Annotated in this window: 18 protein-coding genes; 15 read left to right on the top strand and 3 right to left on the bottom strand. The window is 62.6% G+C overall.

Annotation, left to right across the window (positions count from 1 at the left end):
* Positions 1 to 34: 34 nt before the first annotated feature.
* Positions 35 to 892: an SDR family NAD(P)-dependent oxidoreductase gene (locus tag BC363_RS19805; RefSeq protein ID WP_065783687.1), complete on the bottom strand. Its 858-nt coding sequence runs from the start codon at positions 890 to 892 to the stop codon at positions 35 to 37.
* Positions 893 to 1,155: 263 nt separating this feature from the next.
* Here BC363_RS19805 and BC363_RS35165 point away from each other — a divergent pair, with 263 nt between their 5' ends.
* From BC363_RS35165 to BC363_RS19790, 4 genes are all read left to right on the top strand, one after another.
* Entirely contained in the window at positions 1,156 to 1,299 is a 144-nt protein-coding gene (locus BC363_RS35165; RefSeq protein ID WP_161952480.1) for a hypothetical protein, read from the top strand.
* Positions 1,300 to 1,546: 247 nt separating this feature from the next.
* Positions 1,547 to 2,605, top strand: coding sequence for an efflux RND transporter periplasmic adaptor subunit (locus BC363_RS19800; RefSeq protein ID WP_141690376.1), 1,059 nt, complete (start codon positions 1,547 to 1,549; stop codon positions 2,603 to 2,605).
* The gene (locus BC363_RS19795) at positions 2,602 to 3,681 is read left to right on the top strand and encodes an efflux RND transporter periplasmic adaptor subunit (protein WP_065783656.1); all 1,080 of its coding nucleotides are present in this window, start codon (positions 2,602 to 2,604) and stop codon (positions 3,679 to 3,681) included. The genes BC363_RS19800 and BC363_RS19795 overlap by 4 nt, the downstream gene beginning before the upstream one ends.
* A complete protein-coding gene (locus tag BC363_RS19790) occupies positions 3,678 to 6,776 on the top strand; it encodes an efflux RND transporter permease subunit (protein WP_065783657.1) in 3,099 nt (1,032 codons plus the stop codon). Before BC363_RS19795 ends, BC363_RS19790 begins: the two co-directional genes overlap by 4 nt.
* Positions 6,777 to 6,809: 33 nt before the next feature.
* Here the strand turns inward: BC363_RS19790 and cysQ are convergent, their stop codons facing one another.
* Positions 6,810 to 7,586: a 3'(2'),5'-bisphosphate nucleotidase CysQ gene (cysQ, locus tag BC363_RS19785; protein WP_065783658.1), complete on the bottom strand. Its 777-nt coding sequence runs from the start codon at positions 7,584 to 7,586 to the stop codon at positions 6,810 to 6,812.
* Positions 7,587 to 7,599: 13 nt separating this feature from the next.
* On the bottom strand, positions 7,600 to 7,818 hold the full coding sequence (locus tag BC363_RS34550) for a hypothetical protein (RefSeq protein ID WP_139110034.1): 219 nt from the start codon (positions 7,816 to 7,818) through the stop codon (positions 7,600 to 7,602).
* Between BC363_RS34550 and BC363_RS19780 the strand changes: the two genes are divergently transcribed.
* The 11 genes from BC363_RS19780 to BC363_RS19730 all read left to right on the top strand — a co-directional run bounded on the left by BC363_RS19780 (position 7,817) and on the right by BC363_RS19730 (position 21,421).
* Positions 7,817 to 9,067 carry a sarcosine oxidase subunit beta family protein gene (locus tag BC363_RS19780; RefSeq protein ID WP_065783689.1) on the top strand — a complete coding sequence of 417 codons (1,251 nt, stop codon included), beginning with the start codon at positions 7,817 to 7,819 and terminating at the stop codon, positions 9,065 to 9,067. The two genes, BC363_RS34550 and BC363_RS19780, sit on opposite strands and share 2 nt — an antisense overlap.
* Positions 9,068 to 9,150: 83 nt before the next feature.
* Entirely contained in the window at positions 9,151 to 9,429 is a 279-nt protein-coding gene (locus tag BC363_RS19775) for a sarcosine oxidase subunit delta (protein ID WP_065783659.1), read from the top strand.
* Positions 9,426 to 12,383 carry a sarcosine oxidase subunit alpha family protein gene (locus BC363_RS19770; protein WP_065783660.1) on the top strand — a complete coding sequence of 986 codons (2,958 nt, stop codon included), beginning with the start codon at positions 9,426 to 9,428 and terminating at the stop codon, positions 12,381 to 12,383. The genes BC363_RS19775 and BC363_RS19770 overlap by 4 nt, the downstream gene beginning before the upstream one ends.
* A gap of 10 nt (positions 12,384 to 12,393) precedes the next feature.
* The gene (locus BC363_RS19765) at positions 12,394 to 12,948 is read left to right on the top strand and encodes a sarcosine oxidase subunit gamma family protein (RefSeq protein WP_065783661.1); all 555 of its coding nucleotides are present in this window, start codon (positions 12,394 to 12,396) and stop codon (positions 12,946 to 12,948) included.
* A gap of 244 nt (positions 12,949 to 13,192) precedes the next feature.
* Positions 13,193 to 15,619, top strand: a complete 2,427-nt coding sequence (locus BC363_RS19760) for an FAD-dependent oxidoreductase (RefSeq protein WP_065783662.1) — start codon at positions 13,193 to 13,195, stop codon at positions 15,617 to 15,619.
* Positions 15,620 to 15,910: 291 nt separating this feature from the next.
* Positions 15,911 to 16,813, top strand: coding sequence for a branched-chain amino acid ABC transporter permease (locus tag BC363_RS19755; protein ID WP_065783663.1), 903 nt, complete (start codon positions 15,911 to 15,913; stop codon positions 16,811 to 16,813).
* Positions 16,814 to 16,817: 4 nt separating this feature from the next.
* Positions 16,818 to 18,203 (top strand): high-affinity branched-chain amino acid ABC transporter permease LivM, encoded by a 1,386-nt coding sequence (gene livM / locus BC363_RS19750; protein WP_065783664.1) that lies wholly within the window; start codon positions 16,818 to 16,820, stop codon positions 18,201 to 18,203.
* Positions 18,203 to 19,096 (top strand): ABC transporter ATP-binding protein, encoded by an 894-nt coding sequence (locus BC363_RS19745; protein ID WP_065783665.1) that lies wholly within the window; start codon positions 18,203 to 18,205, stop codon positions 19,094 to 19,096. The genes livM and BC363_RS19745 overlap by 1 nt, the downstream gene beginning before the upstream one ends.
* Positions 19,093 to 19,818, top strand: coding sequence for an ABC transporter ATP-binding protein (locus BC363_RS19740; RefSeq protein ID WP_065783666.1), 726 nt, complete (start codon positions 19,093 to 19,095; stop codon positions 19,816 to 19,818). The genes BC363_RS19745 and BC363_RS19740 overlap by 4 nt, the downstream gene beginning before the upstream one ends.
* A 24-nt stretch (positions 19,819 to 19,842) precedes the next feature.
* Positions 19,843 to 20,187 (top strand): DUF6867 family protein, encoded by a 345-nt coding sequence (locus BC363_RS19735; RefSeq protein ID WP_065783669.1) that lies wholly within the window; start codon positions 19,843 to 19,845, stop codon positions 20,185 to 20,187.
* Positions 20,188 to 20,302: 115 nt separating this feature from the next.
* Entirely contained in the window at positions 20,303 to 21,421 is a 1,119-nt protein-coding gene (locus BC363_RS19730) for a branched-chain amino acid ABC transporter substrate-binding protein (protein WP_065783671.1), read from the top strand.
* Positions 21,422 to 21,603: the final 182 nt, after the last annotated feature.

Genomic DNA, 21,603 nt, shown 5'->3' with positions numbered 1-21,603 from the left:
GCCGGCGAACGCTGTGTCAACGTGGGCGGAAAAGTCAGCTCCGGCCCTTGGCGAGGAAGGCCTTGAAGGCATCGGCATAATCCGGATGCCAGCGCGACAGCGGCGGCCGGTTCTCGACGATATCGCCGGCGGCCCACAGAATGCGCTTCTCGTCGGTCGACCTGATGACGTCGTTGTCGGGGCAGAGGATGTAGAAGTCGCCGCGCTCAAGGCTTTCCATCATGAAGTCGACGGTCTGATCCGGCGTCCAGGCGCCCTCGGGCTTTTCCGTGCGGCCACTTGCCGTGAGCGACGTATAGACGAAGCCGGGGATCAGCAGATGGGCGTGGACCTGTCCGCCCGCAATGTTGCGCAATTCATGCTCCAGCGCCTCGGTGAACGCTTTCACGCCGGCTTTGGAGACATTGTAGGCGGCGTCGCCGGGCGGTGTGGTGATACCCTGCTTCGAGCCGGTGTTGATGATAACCGCCGGCTGGCCGTGGGCGGTCATGGGCGGTGCGAAGACGCGCGAACCGTTGATAACGCCCCAGAGATTGACCGCGAGCACGGCCTCCCAGTTTGCCTGTGGGCCAAACATCGCGCTGCCTGGCTGAATGCCGGCGTTGTTCATCAGCACATGGACAGGCCCGAAGCGCTCGCGGACGGCGCGCTCCAGCGCCTCGATGTTCTCCAGGCGAGAGACGTCGGCAGGGATGGCTGCAACGTAGTCCGCGCCATGCGGCGAAAGGTCAGCAACCTCCACTGCGGCTTGCGTCAGGCGCTCACCCTCGAGATCGGCAAGCACGACACGCATGCCGAGCCGCGCGAAGCGGCAGGCGGCGGCAAGGCCAATGCCGGAAGCGGCACCGGTGACGACGGCAAGGTGATCGGGGGCAAAGGCGGGATGAGACATGGCGGTGGCTCCAGCGGGCAGGATCGAATGCAAGAGATAGGGCGCGATGCGACGGCTGTCCATCGCCGCGAGCAGTTGCCGGAAGCGATGAAGCACCTGAAATCTATCCGTTTTTGGCAGGGAAACCTTGCCGCCCCGGCCGTGCACGCTAGTTCCAATCAGGACCATGGTCGCCAAAGCGGCCTGCCGCAACAGGTATCGGATGGATTGATGCAGGAACGGCAACCTGCAACGACAAACGCATCCCATGCGAAGGCTTCGGCATGTGTTTCGGCTTTACCGGCGGTTACGGCGATGCCGAGATCTTCCCGGCACATCTGCGTGGTATCCCGAGGATCGAGAAACCCTTCAACGAGAGCTCGGTGGGAAACCTGATCGCCACAGCTGCCAAGCGCGAAGGCGCATAACGCCGTCGCCTTGTTACCCTTCATAGCGTGTGTCGCGTGGCGCTGCCACCATCGGTCGCAGTGCCGTTTGCCATTGCGGGACTTCCAGACGACGGCCAAGTATGCGACTTTATTGGCATCCTCGCGATGAACGCGGTGTGCATCCTGCATATTGAGGGATCTCGATAACAGCCCCGATTAATGCCTAAGCCGGGTGGAGCGTATGAAGCAATTCACATGCAGGGTGCGGCAATGTGGTTGGGGCGTCATGCTCGCTTCCACCGTCTTGCTGGCGTCGTGCCAGAAGCAGGAAGCAGAGGCCAAAAGGCCGGAAACGACCGTCCGGATCGTCGAAGCACAACTCACCGATTACCAGCGGACTGTCACCTTGACCGGCGAAGTCGTGGCACATGTGCAGGCGAACCTTGCCTTTCGCGTCAGCGGTCAGGTCACGCAGTGGTTTGCCGATGTCGGCGCCCATGTCGATGAAGGCGAGCTGCTGGCGAAGATCGACCCGCGCGAGCAGGAAGCCGATGTTCAGGCGTCCGAGGCGGCGGTGAAGGCCGCAGAAGCGCAGTTGCGGCAGGCTTCGGCCACGTTGACCCGACAAAACACTCTGATGACGCAAGGCTTTACGACGCGGCGGGATCTCGTTCAGGCGGAGACCGCCGAACGCACCGCTGCAAGTGCGCTCGATGCCGCAAAGGCAGAACTCGGCGCGGCCCGCACGGCCCTTTCCTATACCGAGTTGCGTTCGAGTGCCGCCGGCATCGTGACGGCGCGACATGCCGAAGCGGGGCAGGTGGTGCAGGCGGCGCAAACCATGTTCTCCGTTGCCAAGGACGGGCCGCGTGACGCCATCTTCAACGTTCACGAGGGCCTGTTGTTCATGAAGCCGGCGAGCCAGGACGTGACGTTGGCGTTGGTCAGCGATCCCTCGGTCACGGCGATCGCCCGGGTGAGCGAGATCTCGCCTACCATCGACGCCAAGGCCGGTACGGTGCGGGTGAAGCTGGCGATGCTACAGACGCCGGAGCGCATGACGCTCGGCTCGTCGGTGACGGGCGTCGCCCGCTTCGAACCCGCCAAGGTCATCGCGCTGCCATGGACGGCGCTCACCGCCGTCGACGGCAAGCCGGCGGTCTGGATCGTCGATCCCAAAGACAGCACGGTCGGTCTCAAGCCGATCGAGGTGAAGACCTATGAGAGCGGCCGGGTGCTGGTCGCCTCCGGGCTTTCGGTCGGAGACAGGGTCGTGGCGGAGGGGGCTAAGTTCCTGCGCCCGGGCCTGGCGGTGCATGCGGTGGCAGAGGAGCAGGCGAAATGAGCTGGTCGACATTCAATCGTCTGGTCGTGCCGGTTGCTGTCCTTCTGCTGGCCGGTTGCCAGAAGGAAGAGGAGCAGGCGACCGGCGTCGTTCGTCCGGTGCTGTCGATGGTGGTCAGCCAGCGCGTCGACGCGGCCGCGAGCTTTGCCGGAACGGTGCAGCCGAAGGTGCAGACGGAGCTTGGCTTCCGGGTGATCGGTCGGCTGGTCGCTCGCGATGTTACGGTCGGGGATGAGGTGGTCGCCGGTGCCGAGCTTGCGGCGCTCGACCCGACCGCTTTCGAACTGGCGCTGCGGTCCGCCAAGGCCGATCTGGCGAGTGCCGAGGCAACGCTTGCCAACGCGGCGGCGGCCGAAGAACGCCTGACCGCCCTCTTGAAGACCGACACGGAATCGCAAGCCACCGTCGATAGCGCCCAGCAAGCCCGCGAGGCGGCACAGGCTTCGCTGATACGCGCGACGGCGGGGCTCTCGAAGTCCGAGGAGCAGCTCTCCTATACCAAGCTGAAGTCCAATTTTGACGGCATCGTTACCGCGACCGGGGCCGAGGTCGGCCAGGTGGTGTCGGCGGGCGAGATGGTGGTGACCGTCGCCAGGCCGGGCGAGCGCGACGCGGTCGTCGACGTACCCGACGGCATCGCGCTGTTTCCGATCGGCACGCCGTTTTCGGTGGCGCTGCAGATCAATCCGGACCTGCGGGTCAACGGCACGGTGCGTGAGGTCGCGCCGGCGGCCGACCCTGTCACCCGGACGCGACGCGTAAAGATCGCGCTCGACGACCCGCCGGTCGGGTTCAGGCTGGGAACGACCATCACCGCGACGCGCCAGGGCTCCGAGCACGAACTTATGCTCGTTCCTTCAACCGCCGTGTTCGAGCGGGAGGGCAAGAACTTCGTCTGGATCGTCAACGAACAAGGCGGCGATGTCGCGGCGCGCGAAGTCGACGTCGGCGCCGATGTCGGCGGCTTGAGGCCGGTCAACGCCGGGCTCAAACCGGGGGAGCGGATCGCCACGGCGGGCGCGCACAGCCTCGAAGAAGGCCAGAAGGTGAAGATTTCCGACGGAGCGCGTTCATGAAGAAGTTCAACCTTTCGGACTGGGCGCTCGATCACAGCTCCATGGTCTGGTACTTCATGATCGTCTTCGTCGTGCTCGGCATCACCTCCTATGTGGAGCTCGGCCGCGAGGAGGATCCGTCCTTCACCATCAAGACGATGACGATCTCGGCCGCCTGGCCGGGCGCTTCGGTCGAGGAAACGACGCTGCAGGTCACCGAGCGCATCGAGCGCAAGCTCGAGGAACTGGAGTCGCTCGACTACACCAGGAGCATGACGACGCCGGGCCAGACGCTGGTCTTCGTCAACCTGAAACCGGAGACGAAGGCGCGCAATGTGGCGGCGACCTGGGTCACGGTTCGCAACATGATCAACGACATTCGCGGGGAGTTCCCTTCCGGCGTCGTCGGCCCTGCCTTCAACGACCGCTTCGGCGACGTCTTCGGCAATATCTACGCGTTCACCGGCGACGGGCTGACCCACCGGCAGCTGCGCGACTATGTCGAGGATGCGCGCCGCGATATCCTGACGGTGCCGAATATCGGCAAGGTCGATTTGATCGGCGCGCAGGACGAGGTGATCTACCTCGAGTTTTCGCCGCGCCAGCTCGCGGCACTCGGCATCAACCAGCAGCAGGTGATCGAGACGCTGCAGGCCCAGAACGCCGTATCGCCATCGGGCGTCATCCAGACCGAAGGCGAACGTGTCAGCATCCGCGTCGGCGGCCAGTTTTCATCGGAAGAGAGCATCCGTTCCGTTAACCTGCAGGTCAACGACCGCTTCTTTCGCCTGAGCGACATCGCCACGATCAGCCGCGGCTATGTCGATCCGCCGTCCGCCTTGTTCCGCTTCGAGGGCAAACCGGCGATCGGCTTGGCGATCGGCATGAAGCAGGGCTCGAACCTGCTCGATTTCGGCAAGGCGATCGAAGAGAAGATCGCGCTCCTGGAAGAGAGGCTGCCGGTCGGCGTCGACATTCATCTCGTGTCCGACCAGCCGCTCGTGGTCGAAGAGGCTGTCTCCGGCTTCACGCAGGCGCTGTTCGAAGCGGTGATCATCGTCCTTGCGGTCAGCTTCGTCAGCCTCGGCATGCGCGCCGGCCTTGTCGTGGCGCTTTCCATCCCGCTGACGCTGGCGATTACCTTCGTCTTCATGTCCTATTGGGGCATCTCGCTGCAGCGCGTTTCGCTCGGGGCGCTGATCATCGCGCTGGGCCTGCTTGTCGATGATGCGATGATCGCGGTGGAAATGATGGTGGCGCGGCTTGAGGTCGGCGATTCGCTGCGCAAGGCGGCGACCTACGTCTATACCTCGACCGCCTTTCCGATGCTGACGGGCACGCTCGTCACCGTTGCCGGTTTCATTCCGATCGGCCTCAACAACAGCGCCGCCGGGGAGTTCACCTTCACGCTGTTCGTCGTCATCGCGATTTCGCTGCTCGTTTCGTGGATCGTGGCGGTGATCTTCGCGCCGCTGCTGGGCGTTACGATCCTGCCGAAGACGATGAAGCAGCATGCCGGCGAAAAGGGTCGGATCGGGCGACTGTTTTCCAGGCTGCTCGATCTCTGCATGCACTGGCGCTGGACGACGATCATCGCCACGGTCGCGGTCTTCTGCCTTTCGGTCTTCGGCATGGGCTTCGTCCAGCAGCAATTCTTTCCGTCCTCCGACCGACCCGAGATCATTGTCGACTGGTCGCTGCCGCAGAATTCCTCGATCGAGAAGACCAATGCGCAGATGGCGAAGTTCGAGAAGGAGAAGCTCGCCGGCAACCAGGATGTGCTGCGCTGGTCGAGCTATGTCGGCGAGGGGGCGGTGCGTTTCGTGCTGTCCTTCGACGTGCAGCCGCCGCATCCGTCGTTCGGGCAGATGATCATCGTCACCAAGGGGCTCGACGTCCGCGACAAGGTGCGCGCCGATCTGCAGGCCTATCTCAAGCAGACGTTCCCGGGAACGGATGCCTATGTGAAGCTGCTCGACATCGGCCCGCCGGTCGGGCGTCCGATCCAGTATCGCGTCAGCGGGCCGGATATCGATCAGGTGCGCAAACATGCGCTCGAGCTCAGCACCGTTCTCGGACGCAATCCGCTGCTCGGCGAGATCGTCTACGACTGGAACGAGCCGGCACGCATGATCAAGGTCGATGTGCTGCAGGACAAGGCGCGCCAGCTCGGCGTCACCTCGCAGGATATCGCAACGGCGCTCAACGGCATCGTCGGCGGTACGACCGTCACCCAGGTGCGCGACGACATCTACCTGATCGATGTCGTCGGCCGGGCGCGTGAATCCGAGCGGCAGTCGATCGAGACGCTACGCGATCTCCAGCTTCCCGGCGCCAGCGGCAATTCCGTGCCCTTGGCCGCCGTTGCCAACTTCCGCTACGAGATGGAGCAGCCGGTCGTCTGGCGCCGTTCGCGCCTGCCGACGATCACGGTCAAGGCGGCGATCAACGGCTCGGCGCAGCCGTCGACGGTTTCGGCGCAGCTGGAAAAGGAGGTGGCGGCGTTTGGCGCCGGCCTTCCCGACGGCTACAGAATAGAAATCGGCGGCACGATCGAGGAAAGCGCCAAGAGCCAGGCGCCGATTGCCGCCGTCGTGCCCTTGATGCTGTTCACCATGGCGACGATCCTGATGATCCAGCTTCAGAGTTTCTCGCGTCTGGTCCTCGTCTTTGCGGTGGCACCACTGGCGCTGATCGGTGTCGTCGCGGCGCTGCTGCCGAGTGGCGCACCGCTCGGCTTCGTCGCCATCCTCGGCGTGCTGGCGCTGATCGGCATTCTCATTCGCAACTCGGTCATCCTCGTCGTGCAGATCGAGGATCTGCGAAGGGAAGGGGTGGCCGCCTGGGATGCGGTGCGGGAGGCGACCGAACATCGCATGCGGCCGATTATGCTGACGGCAGCCGCCGCAAGCCTCGGGCTGATCCCGATTGCGAGGGAAATCTTCTGGGGGCCGATGGCCTATGCGATGATGGGCGGCATCATCGTCGGAACGGTGCTGACGCTTCTGTTCCTGCCGGCGCTTTATCTCGCCTGGTTCCGTATCAAGCCACCGGCCGAGAACCGCGCTGCCGATGGGGCGGCGACGTCGAGTGACGGCGAGGCGGTGCCGGTCTGATCCCGGCTCCGCCGGTTCAGGCTGACGGCTGTCTCAGATCTTCCCGCGCGAGACGAACCAGGGATTCGCGAAATCGCTGTCGCTTTTCTGGTTGCGCTTGCCATAGGTGAGCGGCATGCCTTCCATCGTCAGCGTCTCGCCGCCTGCCGCACGCAGGATGGCATCGCCGGCGGCCGTGTCCCATTCCATCGTACGGCTGAAGCGCGGATAGACGTCGGCAAGCCCTTCGGCCAGCAGGCAGAACTTGAGCGAGGAGCCGACGGCCTCGTAGTCGGTGACCCCATGTTCGGCGAGATAGGCGATGGTCTCGGCGCTGTTGTGCGAACGGCTAGCCAGCGCCACCAGCCGATCGCCGCGACTGCGGCAGCCGATCACGGTTTCCGGCTGGACCTGAAAGGTTTCGGAGACCACTACCTTCAACGCCTTGCCGCCGGCCGCGGCGTAGAGGATACCGAGTGCTGGCGCATAGACGACGCCGGCAACCGGCGCGCCGTTTTCGATGAGCGCGATGTTGACGGTGAAGTCGTTGTGCCGGCCGATGAATTCCTTGGTGCCGTCGAGCGGATCGACGAGGAAGAACGATTTGCCCGAGATCTCGGGGATGGAACCGGCCGCAACCGATTCCTCGGCCACGACCGGAATCTCCGGAAAAGCGGCGGCAAGATCGGCCAGGATGATGCGCTCGGCACATTCGTCGGCATCCGTCACCGGCGAACAGTCGGGCTTGTAGGTCACTGCCGGACCGGAATTGTAAATGTCGAGGATTGCGCGCCCGGCGGCGAGCGCGGTCTTTTGCAGAATGTGCAGCATTGCTTGTCGTCTTTCAGGTCTTCATCGGCGCCATACCACACTCGGCGACGGAAGTTGCCCATAGTTTTCGACGGTTCCGGCAAAATGTCTTCTCGCCAAGCGCCAGTGTGGCGAATTTTCCGGCCTTGCGGCAAAACGGCAGCTTGATTTTTGCACCTGCGAGAAGCTTGCATCTTTGCTCCTCGCGTCGGCTGTGCAAATGTGGCGACGCAACTGAACTGGATGCCTTCATGCGTTATTCCGCATTCTCGATCGTCAGGAACGCCCTTTCCGGAAACCTGAACTGGAAACCGCAATGGCGACAGCCGCAGCCGAAATCCCATTATGACGTGATCATTGTCGGCGGTGGCGGCCATGGTCTTTCGACCGCCTATTACCTCGCCAAGGAATTCGGCGTGAAGAACGTCGCGGTGCTCGAGAAGGGCTATCTCGGATCGGGCAATGTCGGCCGCAACACGACGATCGTGCGCTCCAACTACATGCTGCCGGGCAACGAACCCTTCTACGAATTCTCGATGAAACTCTGGGAAGGGCTGGAGCAGGACCTGAACTACAACGTCATGCTGTCGCAGCGCGGCGTCATCATGCTTTACCACAGCGACGCCCAGCGCGACGCCTATGTCAGGCGCGGCAATGCGATGTGGATGGAAGGGGTCTCGGCCGAGCTCATCGAGCGCGAACAGCTGAAGAAGATGATCCCCTTCCTCAATTACGATCATGCGCGCTACCCGATTCTCGGCGGCCTTCTGCAGCGCCGTGCGGGTACCGCCCGCCACGATGCCGTCGCCTGGGGTTATGCCCGCGGGGCCGACCAGCACGGCGTCGACATCATCGAGCATTGCGAAGTCACCGGCATTCGCCGCGAGAACGGCGTCGTCACCGGGGTGGAGACGTCGAAGGGTTTCATCGGCTGCGGCAAGCTGGCGCTGGCGGCGGCCGGCAATTCTTCGCGCGTCGGCGAGATGGCGGACCTGAAGCTGCCGCTCGAAAGCTATGTATTGCAGGCTTTTGTGACCGAGGGGCTGAAGCCGTGCATCGATCACGTGATCGTCTATGGCGGTGGACATTTCTACATCTCGCAGTCAGACAAGGGCGGACTGGTCTTCGGCGCGGAGATCGACGGTTATTCGTCCTATGCCCAACGCGGCAATCTGGCGACAGCCGAGCATGTGATGGAGGAGGGGGTGTCGATGATCCCCGGCCTGTCGCGCGTTCGGGTGTTGCGCGCCTGGGGCGGCGTCATGGACATGAGCATGGACGGCTCGCCAATCATCGATCGCACCTCGATCGACAACCTCTACCTCAACTGCGGCTGGTGCTACGGCGGCTTCAAGGCGACGCCGGCGTCTGGCTACTGTTTCGCGCATCTGATCGCCAGGAACGACACCCACCCGGTGGCGCGCGCCCTGCGGCTCGATCGTTTCGCGCGCGGTTATGCGGTCGACGAGGCAGGGGCCGGGCCGCAGCCCAATCTGCACTAGATCGGCGCAAGCCGGATGACGACACATCCGGCTGACCAGGAATATTGAGGGAGCCAGGTTGAGGCTCCAGGATACGGAAGATAATGGCAAGCCTGATCACCTGCCCCCATTGCGGGGTCCGCCCGAAGGAAGAGTTCGCAATCCGCGGCGATGCCTCGCTCATTCGGCCCGCGCCCACGGCGTCGGATGAAGCCTGGCATGACTATGTCTATGTGCGCGCCAACCCGCGGGGCCGGACGCTGGAACATTGGCATCATGTTGCCGGCTGTCGCCGTTTCCTGGTCGTCGAGCGCGACACGGTCACCCATGAGGTCTATTCGGTCGTCGACGGCGTAGTCGCCGCGCGGGAGGCCCAGCGATGACGGCCTATCGCCTGTCCTCCGGCGGTCTTGCCGATCGCAGCAAGGCACTGAGCTTCACCTTCGACGGTCGGCCGCTGCGCGGCTTTGCCGGCGACACGCTCGCGTCCGCCCTGCTTGCCAACGACCAGTTGCTGGTCGGCCGCAGCTTCAAATACCACCGGCCGCGCGGCATCGTCAGCGCCGGGCCATCTGAGCCGAACGCGCTTGTGACCCTCGGTTCGGGTGTCCGCAGCGACCCGAACACGAAGGCGACGGTCGTCGAGCTTTATGCCGGCTTGACGGCGAAGAGCCAGAACCGCTGGCCCTCGCTCGGTTTCGATGTCGGTGCGGTCAACGGCCTGCTTTCGCCGTTTCTCGGTGCCGGCTTTTACTACAAGACCTTCATGTGGCCGCGGCAGCTCTGGGAAAAGCTCTATGAGCCGGTGATCCGGCGGGCAGCTGGTCTCGGGCGGGCGGTGCTCGAACGCGACCCGGAGAGCTACGAAAAATCCTGGGCCTTCTGCGATCTGCTTGTCGTCGGTGGTGGCCCTGCGGGTTTGATGGCGGCCCTGACGGCCGGCCGCGTCGGGCTTCGCGTTATCCTTGCGGACGAGGATTTTCGCCTCGGCGGATCGCTGCTCTCGGAAACCGAAACGGTCGACGGCGCGTCGGCGCCGGCGTTTGCGTTGCGGGCCGTCGCCGAACTGCAGTCGCTCGAAAACGTCACCCTGCTTTCGCGCACCACGGTCTTCGGCTGGTATGACGACAATGTCTTCGGGGCCGTCGAGCGGGTGCAGAAGCACGTGGCCGAACCATCGGCCAAGCTGCCCACCGAGCGCGTGTGGCGCATCGCCGCCAAGCGTGCATTGCTGGCGACCGGTGCCGAAGAGCGGCCGCTGGTGTTTGGCGGCAATGATCGCCCCGGCGTGATGATGGCCGGCGCGATTGGCACCTACGCCCATCGCCATGGCGTTTCTGCCGGCAAGTCGGTCGCGATCTTCACCAGCGGCAGCAGCGGCTATCGCACGGCGCGGGGCCTGTCGGCGAAGGGTGTGACCGTTTCGGCGATCATCGACAGTCGGCCGGAGGCCAGCGACGCAGCGCCCGATGGCGTGCGCGTGATCCGTTCGGGCGCGATCGTCGACACCAAGGGTCGGCAACGGCTGTCGGGCATCGTCGTCGAGCGCTCGGGTTTCGAGGAACTGGTTGCCTGCGATGCGCTCGGCATGTCCGGGGGGTGGAGCCCGGTCGTTCATCTCGCCTGCCAGCGGGGCGCGCGGCCGGTGTGGTCGGATGCGTTGAAGGCATTCGCAGCACCCGATGTCGGCGACACTCTTCGCGTCGTCGGTGCGGCCAATGGCGTCTATACGCTTGCCGGCTGCCTGCGCGATGGCGCCGAGACGGCGACTGCGATGGCCGCGGAACTGGGCTTCAACGCCGCCGCGGCGCCGCTGCCGGTCACCGAGACCGAGGCGGACCCTTCTTTTGCAGCCCTCTGGTATGTGCCGGGCGCCAAGTCGAAAGCCTTCGTCGATTTCCAGAACGATGTGCATGCCAAGGATCTCGGCCTCGCGCTGCGCGAGGGTTTCGGTCATGTCGAGCACGCCAAACGCTATACCACCAGTGGCATGGCCACCGACCAGGGCAAGCTTTCCAACATCAATGCGGTCGGCATTCTTGCCGGCATGCGCGGGGTGAGCCCGGCCGAGGTCGGCACGACCACGTTCCGGCCGTTCTACACGCCGGTCTCCTTCGGTGCACTGGCGGGGGCAGCCCGCGACAGCCACGCGACACCGACCCGCAAGTCGCCCTTGCATGAATGGGCGAAGAAGCACGGTGCGACCTTCGTTGATTCCGGGCTCTGGTTCCGCTCGGCCTGGTTCCCGCGCGCCGGCGAAAAGACCTGGCGGGAAAGCGTCGATCGGGAGGTTCTCAACGTCCGTGCCAATGTCGGGCTTTGCGATGTGTCGACGCTCGGCAAGATCGAGGTTTTCGGGCCCGATGCGGCGGAGTTTCTCAACCGCCTCTACTGCAACGCCATGCTGAAGCTGCCGGTCGGCAAGGCCCGTTACGGGCTGATGCTGCGCGAGGACGGCTTCGTCTTCGACGACGGTACGGTGAGCCGGCTTTCGGACGACCATTTCTTCGTGACGACGACCACTGCCATGGCCGGCGCCGTCATGTCCCACATGGATTATTGCGCGCAGGTGCTGTGGCCCGACCTCAAGGTGCGGTTCTGCTCGTCCAGCGATCAATGGGCGCAGATGGCCATTGCCGGCCCGAAGGCGCGCGAGGTGCTGCAGCAACTGGTCGACGAGGACATTTCGGAAACGGCGTTCCCGTTCCTGTCGGCACGGGCAATGGCTCTTCGCGGCGGCATCAATGCCCGGCTGTTCCGCATTTCCTTTTCCGGTGAACTCGCCTTCGAGCTCGCGGTTCCCGCCGGTTATGGCGAAGCGGTTGCTGACCAGATCATGGAGGCGGGAAGGGCGCACAATGTCTGCGCCTATGGCGTCGAGGCATTGAACGTGCTGCGGCTGGAGAAAGGTCTGCTGACCCACGCCGAATTCGACGGTCGCGTGACGCCCGACGATGCCGGGCTCGGACGCATGTTTTCGGCGCAGAAGCCCGACTTCATCGGCAAGCACCTGTCGGCGCGCTACGGCCTGACGGCGGCAGACCGCATGCAGCTTGTCGGGCTGAAGCCGGTGGACAAGGACAAGGACATACGCGCGGGCGCCCATCTTCTCAAGGAAGGCATGAAACCGTCGACGCTCAACGATCAGGGCTGGGTCAGCTCCGCCGGCTACTCACCGGTTCTGGGGCACCACATCGCGCTCGCCTTCCTCAAATCCGGGCGCGAACGTTATGGCGAGAAGGTCGTCGTCTGGGACAAGCTGCGCGATCACGAGGTCATCGCCGAGGTCTGCGATCCGGTGTTCGTCGATCCCCAGAACAAGAAGCTGAAAGCCTGAGGAGGCGGTGATGGTTCGCGACTACAACAACCGGCATGCGCTCGACCAGAAGCTGCGGGGCACGCCGAAGCCCGCCAATGCGGATCACCTCGAGGTCGGCCATTGGCAGGCGATCGCAACGGTGCTTGCCCATGTCGGGCTCGAAGCGGCCGTGCAGCGGGCGCTTTCGTCGACGCCGGAGCTGTCATTGCGCTATTGCGGACCCGGCGAGTGGCTGGTCGTATCCGAGGTCGACACACCGATCGGCCTCATGCGCCGTCTCGACATGCTTTGCGGCACGCAGGCGCATGTCGTCGACCAGAGCGACGGCCGCGTTCTTATGCGTCTGTCCGGGCCGTGCGCGCGGCGGATCCTTGCCAAGGGCATCGGCGTCGATCTCCACCCCGGCGCCTTTGCGCTCGGTGGCAGCACCAATGTGCTTTGCGGCCATATCGCCATCAACCTGGCGCGCACCGGCGAGGATATCTTCGAACTCATCGTTTCGCGCAGCTTCGCCGAATCGCTGTTCGAAGACCTGATGACGATGGGTCGCGCGTTCAACCTATCGGCCGCTTTTTCCGAATAAAAACAAATGCGGCATCGAATGCCGCATTTGGGTCGCCGATCCGCCAGCAGATGGCGGAAACGGACAAGCCTCCTTCGCAGCCACGTCTTTATCGCAGCCGTCTTTCTGACTAGGCTTTCCTCGTTCGCCACTTGCCGTTCCCCGTGCCGGAACAGACATGGGCGGGCGGCAGTCGTGCCTGATCCTTTTCCCCTAGAAACTGAGCCGCGCTTCGTCAGGATGCGCGGGAAAGCGGAGTGCTCGCATGAAAAGCCATGCCAGAGTCGTCGTGATCGGTGGCGGTGTTGTCGGTTGCTCGATCCTCTACCACCTCACGAAGTTCGGCTGGACCGACGTGGTGCTTGTCGAGCGATCGGATCTGACCTCCGGCTCGACCTGGCACGCAGCCGGCGGCATGCACACGATCAATGGCGACCCCAACGTCGCCAAGCTGCAGAAATACACCGTCGAGCTCTACAAGGAGATCGAGGAATATTCCGGTCAGGACATCGGCCTGCACATGACGTCGGGCATGATGCTGGCTGCGACCAACGAGCGTTTCGACTGGATGAAGTCGATCCTCGCCAAGGGCCGCTATATGGGGCTCGAGGCCGAGCTGTTGACGCCCAGGGAAGCGCACGATCTGATGCCGCTTTTGGATCCGGATCAGTTCGTCGGCGCGGTGTTCGATCCGGTCGAGGGGCATCTCGACCCCTATGGCACGACGCATGCCTATGCCAAATCTGCCAAGAAGAATGGCGCCGAGATCTATCTGCACACGAAGGTCGAGGATCTGGTGCAGCGCGAGGACGGGTCGTGGCGCGTCATCACCAATCAGGGTGAAATCATTGCCGAGCATGTGGTCAATGCCGCGGGCCTGTGGGCGCGCGAGGTTGGTCGCATGGTCGGCCTGGAACTGCCTGTTCTGGCGATGGAGCATATGTATCTCATCACCGAGGATATGCCCGAGGTCATCGAGTTCAACCAGACGCGCGGCAAGGAGCTGATGCATTGCGTCGATTTCGACGGCGAGATCTATCTGCGCCAGGAGCGCAACGGCATGCTGATGGGCACCTATGAAAAGGCCTGCCGCCCCTGGTCGCCGGTGACGACACCGTGGGATTTCGGCCACGAACTGCTGGCGGAAGACATCGACCGCATCTCGCCTGAGCTTGAGGTCGGCTTCCGACATTTCCCGGCCTTCAACAAGGCGGGCATCAGGAAGGTCATCAACGGCCCCTTCACCTTCTCGCCGGACGGAAACCCGCTGGTCGGGCCGGTGCGGGGCTTGCGCAATTTCTGGTCGGCCTGCGCCGTCATGGCCGGCTTCAGCCAGGGCGGCGGCGTCGGCCTGGCGCTCGCCAACTGGATGATCGAGGGCGATCCCGGCTTCGACGTCTTTGCCATGGACGTGGCGCGCTATGGCGATTTCGCCACGCTCGCCTATACCAACGCCAAAGTGCGCGAGAACTACTCGCGTCGCTTCTCGATCCGCTACCCCAACGAGGAGCTGCCGGCGGCACGACCGCTGCTGACGACGCCGATCTATGACAGGCTGAAGGCCGCCGGTGCCGTGTTCGGCGCTTCCTATGGCCTGGAAACGCCGCTGTGGTTTGCGCCTCCCGGTGTCGAGGATCACTTCTCCTGGCGCCGCTCGACCGACTTCGACACTGTCGGCGATGAAGCCCGCGCGGTGCGCGCCGCCGTCGGGCTGATGGAGACCTCCGGCTTTGCCAAATACGAGATCAAGGGGGCGGGGGCGGAAGCCTGGCTCGACCGGATGCTCGCCTGCCGCATTCCGGCGACGGGTCGGATGGCGCTGGCGCCGATGCTGAAGGGTGACGGCAAGCTGATCGGCGACTTCACCCTCGCCAAACTCGGCGAGCAGGATCTCCTCCTGATCGGATCCGGCATCGCCGAGGATTATCATATGCGCTGGTTCGAGACGCATCTGCCGTCGGACGGCTCGGTCTCGATCCGTCCGTTGAAGCTGGAACTGGTCGGCCTGTCGATCGCCGGTCCGAGGGCGCGCGACGTGCTGGCGGCGCTGACACATCTCGATGTCGGTGATTCGGCCTTTGCCTTCATGGATATTCGCCGGATGGATCTCGGCATGGCGCCGGCGATCGTCGGTCGCGTCAGTTATACCGGCGATCTCGGCTACGAGATCTGGATGAAGCCGGAATACCAGCGCTATCTTTTCGATCTGATCCTGGAGAAGGGAGCGGCGTTCGGTATCAGGCTGTTTGGCCTTCGCGCCCTCAATGCGCTCAGGGTCGAAAAGCCCTTCGGCAGCTGGTCGCGTGAGTTTCGGCCGCTCTACGGTCCGCTGGAGGCCGGCCTCGGCCGGTTCGTGGCGCTCGGAAAACCGGCGGATTTCATTGGAAAGGCGGCAGCGATCCGCGAGAAAGCAGAGGGCGGGCAGCTTCGACTGCGCACCTTCCTGCTGGAGACGAGCGATGCCGATGTCATCGGCGACGAGCCGATCTATTTCGACGGCGCCGTGCGCGGATGGGTGACATCAGGCGGATACGCCCATGCCAGCGGCGTGTCGGTGGCCCTGGGTTACGTGCCCAAGGAGATCGCCGATGAAGCGGAAGGCTGGGCGATCGAGCTGCTTGGCGAGATCCTGCCGGCGCGGTTGCAGCCCTACCCATTGTTCGACGCAAACGGTGAGCGCATGCGTGCCTGAAACGGCCGAACCGGCAAGCTGGTCTTGTTGCTTGCCGATTCATCCACGGCCCGGATGGCTCGCCGTTTTAGACTAAAGTTGACTATCCCGCAGGCGAGGCGTGCATTTTTTTTGTTTTTTCTGACTTCAAAAGCGTCAAATCGATTTTATCGGCGAAGATTTTGCCGGTCCCACGTTTTTTAGCTTTTCTTTTCGTTTGAAAGAGGTATGGAATCGATCAAACAGAACGCTCAACAATGAGCTCAAAAAACAAGAGACCGGACCTTATGGATCTGGTCCAGGGGAAGATTGATGGAGTATTTCGTCCAGCAGCTCGTCAACGGGCTGACTCTTGGGTCTATTTATGGTATGATCGCAATTGGTTATACCATGGTCTACGGCATCATTGGCATGATCAACTTCGCCCACGGCGATATCTTCATGCTCGGCGGTTTTGCCGCTTTGGTTGTCTTTCTGCTTCTCACTTCATTTATAGCAGGCGTGCCGGTTGTACTTGCGCTTTTGCTGATGATGGTCGTGGCTATGCTCGCGGCGTCGCTGTGGAACTGGACGATCGAGCGGGTGGCTTATCGGCCGCTGCGCGGGTCGTTCCGGCTGGCGCCGCTGATTACCGCGATCGGCATGTCGATCGTCTTGTCGAACTTCATCCAGGTGACGCAGGGCCCGCGCAACAAGCCGATTCCGCCGCTCGTTTCCTCGGTTTATGAGCTCTTCGGCATCACGATTTCGCTGAAGCAGATCATCATCATCATCATTACGGCGATCCTCTTGTCCGTCTTCTGGTACATCGTCAACAAGACGCCGCTCGGGCGCGCCCAGCGCGCCACCGAGCAGGACCGCAAGATGGCGGCGCTGCTCGGTGTCGATGTCGACCGTACCATCTCGGTAACCTTCATCATGGGCGCAGCGCTCGCTGCTGTCGCCGGCACCATGTACTTGATGTATTATGGTGTGGTCGTCTTCACCGACGGATTTGTTCCGGGGGTCAAGGCCTTTACTGCGGCTGTTCTTGGCGGCATCGGCTCCTTGCCGGGCGCTGTTCTCGGCGGACTGCTGATCGGTCTCATCGAGTCCCTCTGGTCCGCTTATTTCACCATCGACTACAAGGATGTTGCGACGTTCTCCATTCTCGCAATCGTCCTGATCTTCAAGCCGTCTGGCATACTCGGACGACCGGAAGTCGAGAAGGTATAATTCAATGGCAAACATTGCTTCTACATCTGCAAGCGCCGGCAGTGACCTGACGGCGCGGGCCCTACGCGAGTCTGTCTTCGCGGGGCTCATCACGCTCGGACTGTTCGTCCTCTTCGTCGGCCTCAAGACCGACCAGAACATCCGCAACGAACTGATTCTCACCGAGCGTTGGGGGCTCTTGGCGATCTTCGTGATCGTTGCCATGGTTGGCCGCTTCCTCATGGTCGCCTATGTCCAGCCCCGGCTTGCCCAGCGAAAGGCCGCGAAGGCGGCGGCACCGGAAATCGCTAAGGAAGAAAACTTCTTCAGTCGCAATTTCTCGATAATCGCAATCGTTGCCTTGATCCTCTATCCGCCAGTCATCCTCGCCCTCACCGGTGTTCAGGGCTCGTTGAAATGGGTTGACAATTTCGGTGTCCAGATTCTGATCTATGTGATGCTCGCCTGGGGCCTCAACATCGTCGTCGGGCTCGCTGGTCTGCTCGATCTCGGATACGTTGCCTTCTATGCGGTCGGCGCCTATAGCTATGCGCTGCTGTCGACCTATTTCGGCCTGTCCTTCTGGGTGCTGCTGCCGGTGGCCGGTCTTCTATCCGCCTGCTGGGGTTTGGTCCTCGGCTTCCCGGTGCTGCGCCTGCGGGGCGACTATCTGGCGATCGTCACGCTCGCCTTCGGCGAAATCATCCGCCTCGTCCTGATCAACTGGACCGAGGTGACCAAGGGTACCTTCGGCGTATCGGGCATTGCCAAGGCAACGCTGTTCGGCATCAAGTTCGATGCGTCCAAGGATGGCTTTGCCGCACTGATGGGTCTGCCGATCTCGTCGGCCTACTACAAGATCTTCCTGTTCTACTTGATCCTCGGCCTTTGCATGCTGACGGCCTTCGTCACGATCCGCATGCGTCGCATGCCGATCGGGCGTGCCTGGGAAGCTCTGCGCGAAGATGAGATCGCCTGCAAGTCGCTCGGCATCAACACGGTTACCACCAAGCTGACGGCCTTCGCCATGGGCGCCATGTTCGGCGGCATCGCCGGGTCCTTCTTCGCCGTACGCCAGGGCTTCGTGTCGCCGGAATCCTTCGTGTTCCTCGAATCCGCGGTGATCCTCGCAATTGTCGTTCTGGGCGGCATGGGATCGCTGACCGGCATTGCGATCGCAGCGATCGTCATGATCGGCGGCACCGAAATCCTGCGCGAGCTCACCTTCCTGAAGGCCGTCTTCGGGCCGAACTTTACGCCGGAACTCTACCGAATGCTGATCTTTGGCCTGGCCATGGTCGTCGTCATGGTCTGGAAGCCGCGCGGCTTCGTCGGATCGCGTGAGCCGACCGCGTTTCTACGCGAACGCAAGGCCGTCTCCGGCAGCTTTACCAAGGAAGGGCATGGCTGATGGCCCTCGAGACCACGACGATGACAATGACACAAGACCCCATTCTCAAGGTTGAGCACCTGTCGATGCGCTTCGGCGGTCTGATGGCCATCAACGACTTCTCCTTCGAGGCCCATCGCGGCGAAATCACCGCGCTGATTGGCCCGAACGGTGCCGGCAAGACCACGGTATTCAACTGCATCACCGGCTTCTACAAGCCTACGATGGGCATGATCACCATGAAGCAGCGGTCCGGAAGGGAGTATCTCCTGGAGCGGCTGCCGGACTTCGAGATCACCAAACATGCCAAGGTGGCACGCACGTTCCAGAACATCCGGATGTTCTCGGGCATGACTGTGCTCGAGAACCTGCTGGTCGCGCAGCACAACAAACTGATGCTGGCGTCCGGCTATACGGTGCTCGGGCTAATTGGATTTCCTGCCTATCGGCAGGCCGCGAAGGAGGCGACGGAACTCGCCAAGCATTGGCTCGAAAAGGCGTCGCTGATCGACCGGGCTGACGACCCGGCCGGGGATCTGCCTTATGGCGCGCAGCGACGGCTGGAGATTGCCCGTGCCATGTGCACGGAACCGGAGTTGTTGTGCCTCGATGAGCCTGCAGCCGGCCTCAACCCGCGCGAGTCGCATGCTCTCAATGAACTGTTGCAGAGCATTCGCCGTGACACCGGTACCTCCATCCTGCTGATCGAGCACGATATGTCCGTGGTCATGGAGATCTCGGACCATGTCGTCGTGCTCGAATATGGTCAGAAGATTTCCGACGGCACCCCGGATTTCGTGAAGAACGATCCAAAGGTCATCGCGGCCTATCTGGGTGTCGAGGATGAAGAGGTTGAACAGGTGATCGAGCAAATCGAGCAAATCGAAGGCGGGCAGGGAGGCACCAAGCAATGACTGCGCCGCTGCTGCAAGTGAGAGCCGTCGAAGCCTACTACGGCAACATTCGGGCGCTGAGCGGCGTCGATGTCGAGGTCCATCGCGGAGAAATCGTTTCTCTGATCGGCGCCAACGGCGCGGGCAAGTCGACATTGATGATGACGATCTGCGGTAGCCCGCAGGCACGCACCGGCACGGTGATGTTCGACGGTCATGACATCACGCGCCTGCCGACCCACGAAATCGCGCGTATGAGAATTGCGCAGTCGCCGGAAGGCCGCCGCATCTTCCCGCGCATGACGGTTTTCGAAAACCTGCAGATGGGTGCGAGTCTCGACAATCTGAAGCATTTCGCTGAGGACGTGGAAAAGATCTTCCGGCTGTTTCCGCGGCTCAAGGAGCGGCAGGCACAGCGTGGCGGAACGCTGTCCGGCGGTGAGCAGCAGATGCTGTCGATCGGCCGCGCGCTGATGGCTCGGCCGAAGCTGTTGCTTCTCGACGAGCCGTCGCTGGGTCTCGCACCGCTGATCGTCAAGGGCATCTTCGAGGCGATCAAGAAACTCAACAAGGAAGAAGGCCTGACGGTCTTCCTCGTCGAGCAGAACGCTTTCGGCGCGCTCAAGCTCTCGGACCGCGGCTACGTGATGGTCAACGGGCGGGTGACGATGAGCGGCACCGGCAAGGACCTGCTCGCCAATCCGGAAGTTCGCGCGGCCTATCTCGAAGGCGGCCGTCATTGACGGTTTGCATCTGGAGCAAGTGACATGCAGGGAATTCTCTACGAAGAAGTGTCGATCTGGCAGTTTCTTTTCATAAGCTGCGTGCTTGGCGGTTGGACTGCCTGGCGCACGGGCAAGAGCGTCGCCGAAAGCTGGCAGGGCATGCAGCGCCTGCTTCTCTACGTGGCGTTGTTAGGGTTGGGGATCCGTTTCATCCACCATGCCCTCTTCGGCGGCACGATGTTCAGCCTGCAATACTATATCGTGGACACGGTCGTGCTTTTGTTGTTTGCTACCGTAGGTTTCCGGTACTACCGGACCAAGCAAATGACCAATAACTATTACTGGCTCTACGAGAAGGTCTCGCCCTTCTCCTGGAGAACCAAGTAAAGGGAACAGCGCGCGCCGGCCGCCGCGGCCGGTGCGAAAGAAACACCGGCGCAAATTATGGTGGGCATTGCGCAGGTTCATAACGAGACCCGCTCGAATAATTGGGAGTAACAAGATGAAAAAGTCTCTTCTGTCGGCCGTTGCGCTGACGGCAATGGTCGCTTTCAGCGGCACCGCATGGGCTGATATTCTCGTTGGTGTCGCTGGCCCGCTGACCGGCCCGAACGCCGCCTTCGGCGCGCAGTTGCAGAAAGGCGCCGAACAGGCCGCTGCCGACATCAATGCTGCCGGCGGTATCAATGGGGAACAGATCAAGGTTGTGCTCGGCGACGACGTTTCGGACGCCAAGCAGGGCGTTTCGGTCGCCAACAAGTTCGTTGCTGACGGCGTGAAGTTCGTTGTCGGCCACTTCAACTCGGGCGTGTCCATCCCGGCTTCGGAAGTCTACGCCGAGAACGGCATCCTGCAGATCACGCCGGCTTCGACCAACCCGCAGTTCACCGAGCGCGGCCTGTGGAACACCTTCCGCACTTGCGGTCGTGACGACCAGCAGGGCGCAGTTGCCGGCGCCTTCCTCGCCGCTAACCACAAGGACGCGAAGATCGCCGTCATCCACGACAAGACGCCTTATGGCCAGGGCCTTGCCGACGAAACCAAGAAGGGCATGAACGAAGCCGGTCTCACCGAAGCCCTCTATGAAGGCATCAACACCGGCGACAAGGACTTCTCGGCACTCATCGCCAAGATGAAGGAAGCCGGCGTCTCGATCGTCTACTACGGCGGTCTGCACACCGAAGCCGGCCTGATCATGCGCCAGATGAAGGACCAGGGCCTCAAGGCTACCCTGATGTCGGGCGACGGTATCGTTTCGAACGAACTGGCTTCGATCGCAGGCGATGCCGTTGACGGCACGCTGATGACGTTCGCTCCGGATCCGCGCAAGAACCCGGCCGCCAAGGAACTCGTCGAGAAGTTCCGCGCTGCCGGCTTCGAACCGGAAGCCTACACGCTCTACGCCTACGCTGCTCTGCAGGTTGTCGCCGAAGCTGCCAAGGCTGGCGGCACGACCGATCCGCAGGCCGTTGCCGAAGCGGTCAAGGCCAAGGGCCCGTTCAAGACCGCAATCGGCGAACTCGGCTATGACGAAAAGGGCGACATCACCCGTCCGGACTACGTCATGTACACCTGGAAGAAGGGTGAAGACGGCAAGTACAGCTACTTCGAAAACGAGTAAGTCTCGCTTCGGGTTCGCTGAACCACGTCAGAACTTCGAAGGCCCGGCGAGTGATCGCCGGGCTCAGACCGCTGACAAACCCCTGGCACCGTCCAGGGGTTTATGATTCATTGGGACATGTTGAAGAAACCCGTTCCCGAACAGACGGCGCTCGAGATGGTGACGCTCGACAGTCTGGTGCC

It is taken from the genome of Ensifer sp. LC384, from assembly GCF_001695865.1.
Classification (GTDB): Bacteria; Pseudomonadota; Alphaproteobacteria; order Rhizobiales; family Rhizobiaceae; genus Ensifer.
The sequence above is the reverse complement of the archived record's forward strand: the minus strand, read 5'-3'. Positions and strand labels throughout refer to the sequence as shown.

Excerpts from the sequence above, each read along its gene's own strand:
- BC363_RS19740 (WP_065783666.1), top strand. The coding sequence starts at position 19,093 with ATGACTGCGCCGCTGCTGCAAGTGAGAGCCGTCGAAGCCTACTACGGC.
- BC363_RS19760 (WP_065783662.1), top strand. The coding sequence starts at position 13,193 with ATGAAAAGCCATGCCAGAGTCGTCGTGATCGGTGGCGGTGTTGTCGGT.
- BC363_RS19765 (WP_065783661.1), top strand. The coding sequence starts at position 12,394 with ATGGTTCGCGACTACAACAACCGGCATGCGCTCGACCAGAAGCTGCGG.
- cysQ (WP_065783658.1), bottom strand. The coding sequence starts at position 7,586 with ATGCTGCACATTCTGCAAAAGACCGCGCTCGCCGCCGGGCGCGCAATC.
- BC363_RS34550 (WP_139110034.1), bottom strand. The coding sequence starts at position 7,818 with ATGAAGGCATCCAGTTCAGTTGCGTCGCCACATTTGCACAGCCGACGC.
- BC363_RS19735 (WP_065783669.1), top strand. The coding sequence starts at position 19,843 with ATGCAGGGAATTCTCTACGAAGAAGTGTCGATCTGGCAGTTTCTTTTC.
- livM (WP_065783664.1), top strand. The coding sequence starts at position 16,818 with ATGGCAAACATTGCTTCTACATCTGCAAGCGCCGGCAGTGACCTGACG.
- BC363_RS19775 (WP_065783659.1), top strand. The coding sequence starts at position 9,151 with ATGGCAAGCCTGATCACCTGCCCCCATTGCGGGGTCCGCCCGAAGGAA.
- BC363_RS35165 (WP_161952480.1), top strand. The coding sequence starts at position 1,156 with ATGTGTTTCGGCTTTACCGGCGGTTACGGCGATGCCGAGATCTTCCCG.
- BC363_RS19730 (WP_065783671.1), top strand. The coding sequence starts at position 20,303 with ATGAAAAAGTCTCTTCTGTCGGCCGTTGCGCTGACGGCAATGGTCGCT.
- BC363_RS19795 (WP_065783656.1), top strand. The coding sequence starts at position 2,602 with ATGAGCTGGTCGACATTCAATCGTCTGGTCGTGCCGGTTGCTGTCCTT.
- BC363_RS19770 (WP_065783660.1), top strand. The coding sequence starts at position 9,426 with ATGACGGCCTATCGCCTGTCCTCCGGCGGTCTTGCCGATCGCAGCAAG.
- BC363_RS19805 (WP_065783687.1), bottom strand. The coding sequence starts at position 892 with ATGTCTCATCCCGCCTTTGCCCCCGATCACCTTGCCGTCGTCACCGGT.
- BC363_RS19745 (WP_065783665.1), top strand. The coding sequence starts at position 18,203 with ATGGCCCTCGAGACCACGACGATGACAATGACACAAGACCCCATTCTC.
- BC363_RS19790 (WP_065783657.1), top strand. The coding sequence starts at position 3,678 with ATGAAGAAGTTCAACCTTTCGGACTGGGCGCTCGATCACAGCTCCATG.
- BC363_RS19755 (WP_065783663.1), top strand. The coding sequence starts at position 15,911 with ATGGAGTATTTCGTCCAGCAGCTCGTCAACGGGCTGACTCTTGGGTCT.
- BC363_RS19780 (WP_065783689.1), top strand. The coding sequence starts at position 7,817 with ATGCGTTATTCCGCATTCTCGATCGTCAGGAACGCCCTTTCCGGAAAC.
- BC363_RS19800 (WP_141690376.1), top strand. The coding sequence starts at position 1,547 with ATGCTCGCTTCCACCGTCTTGCTGGCGTCGTGCCAGAAGCAGGAAGCA.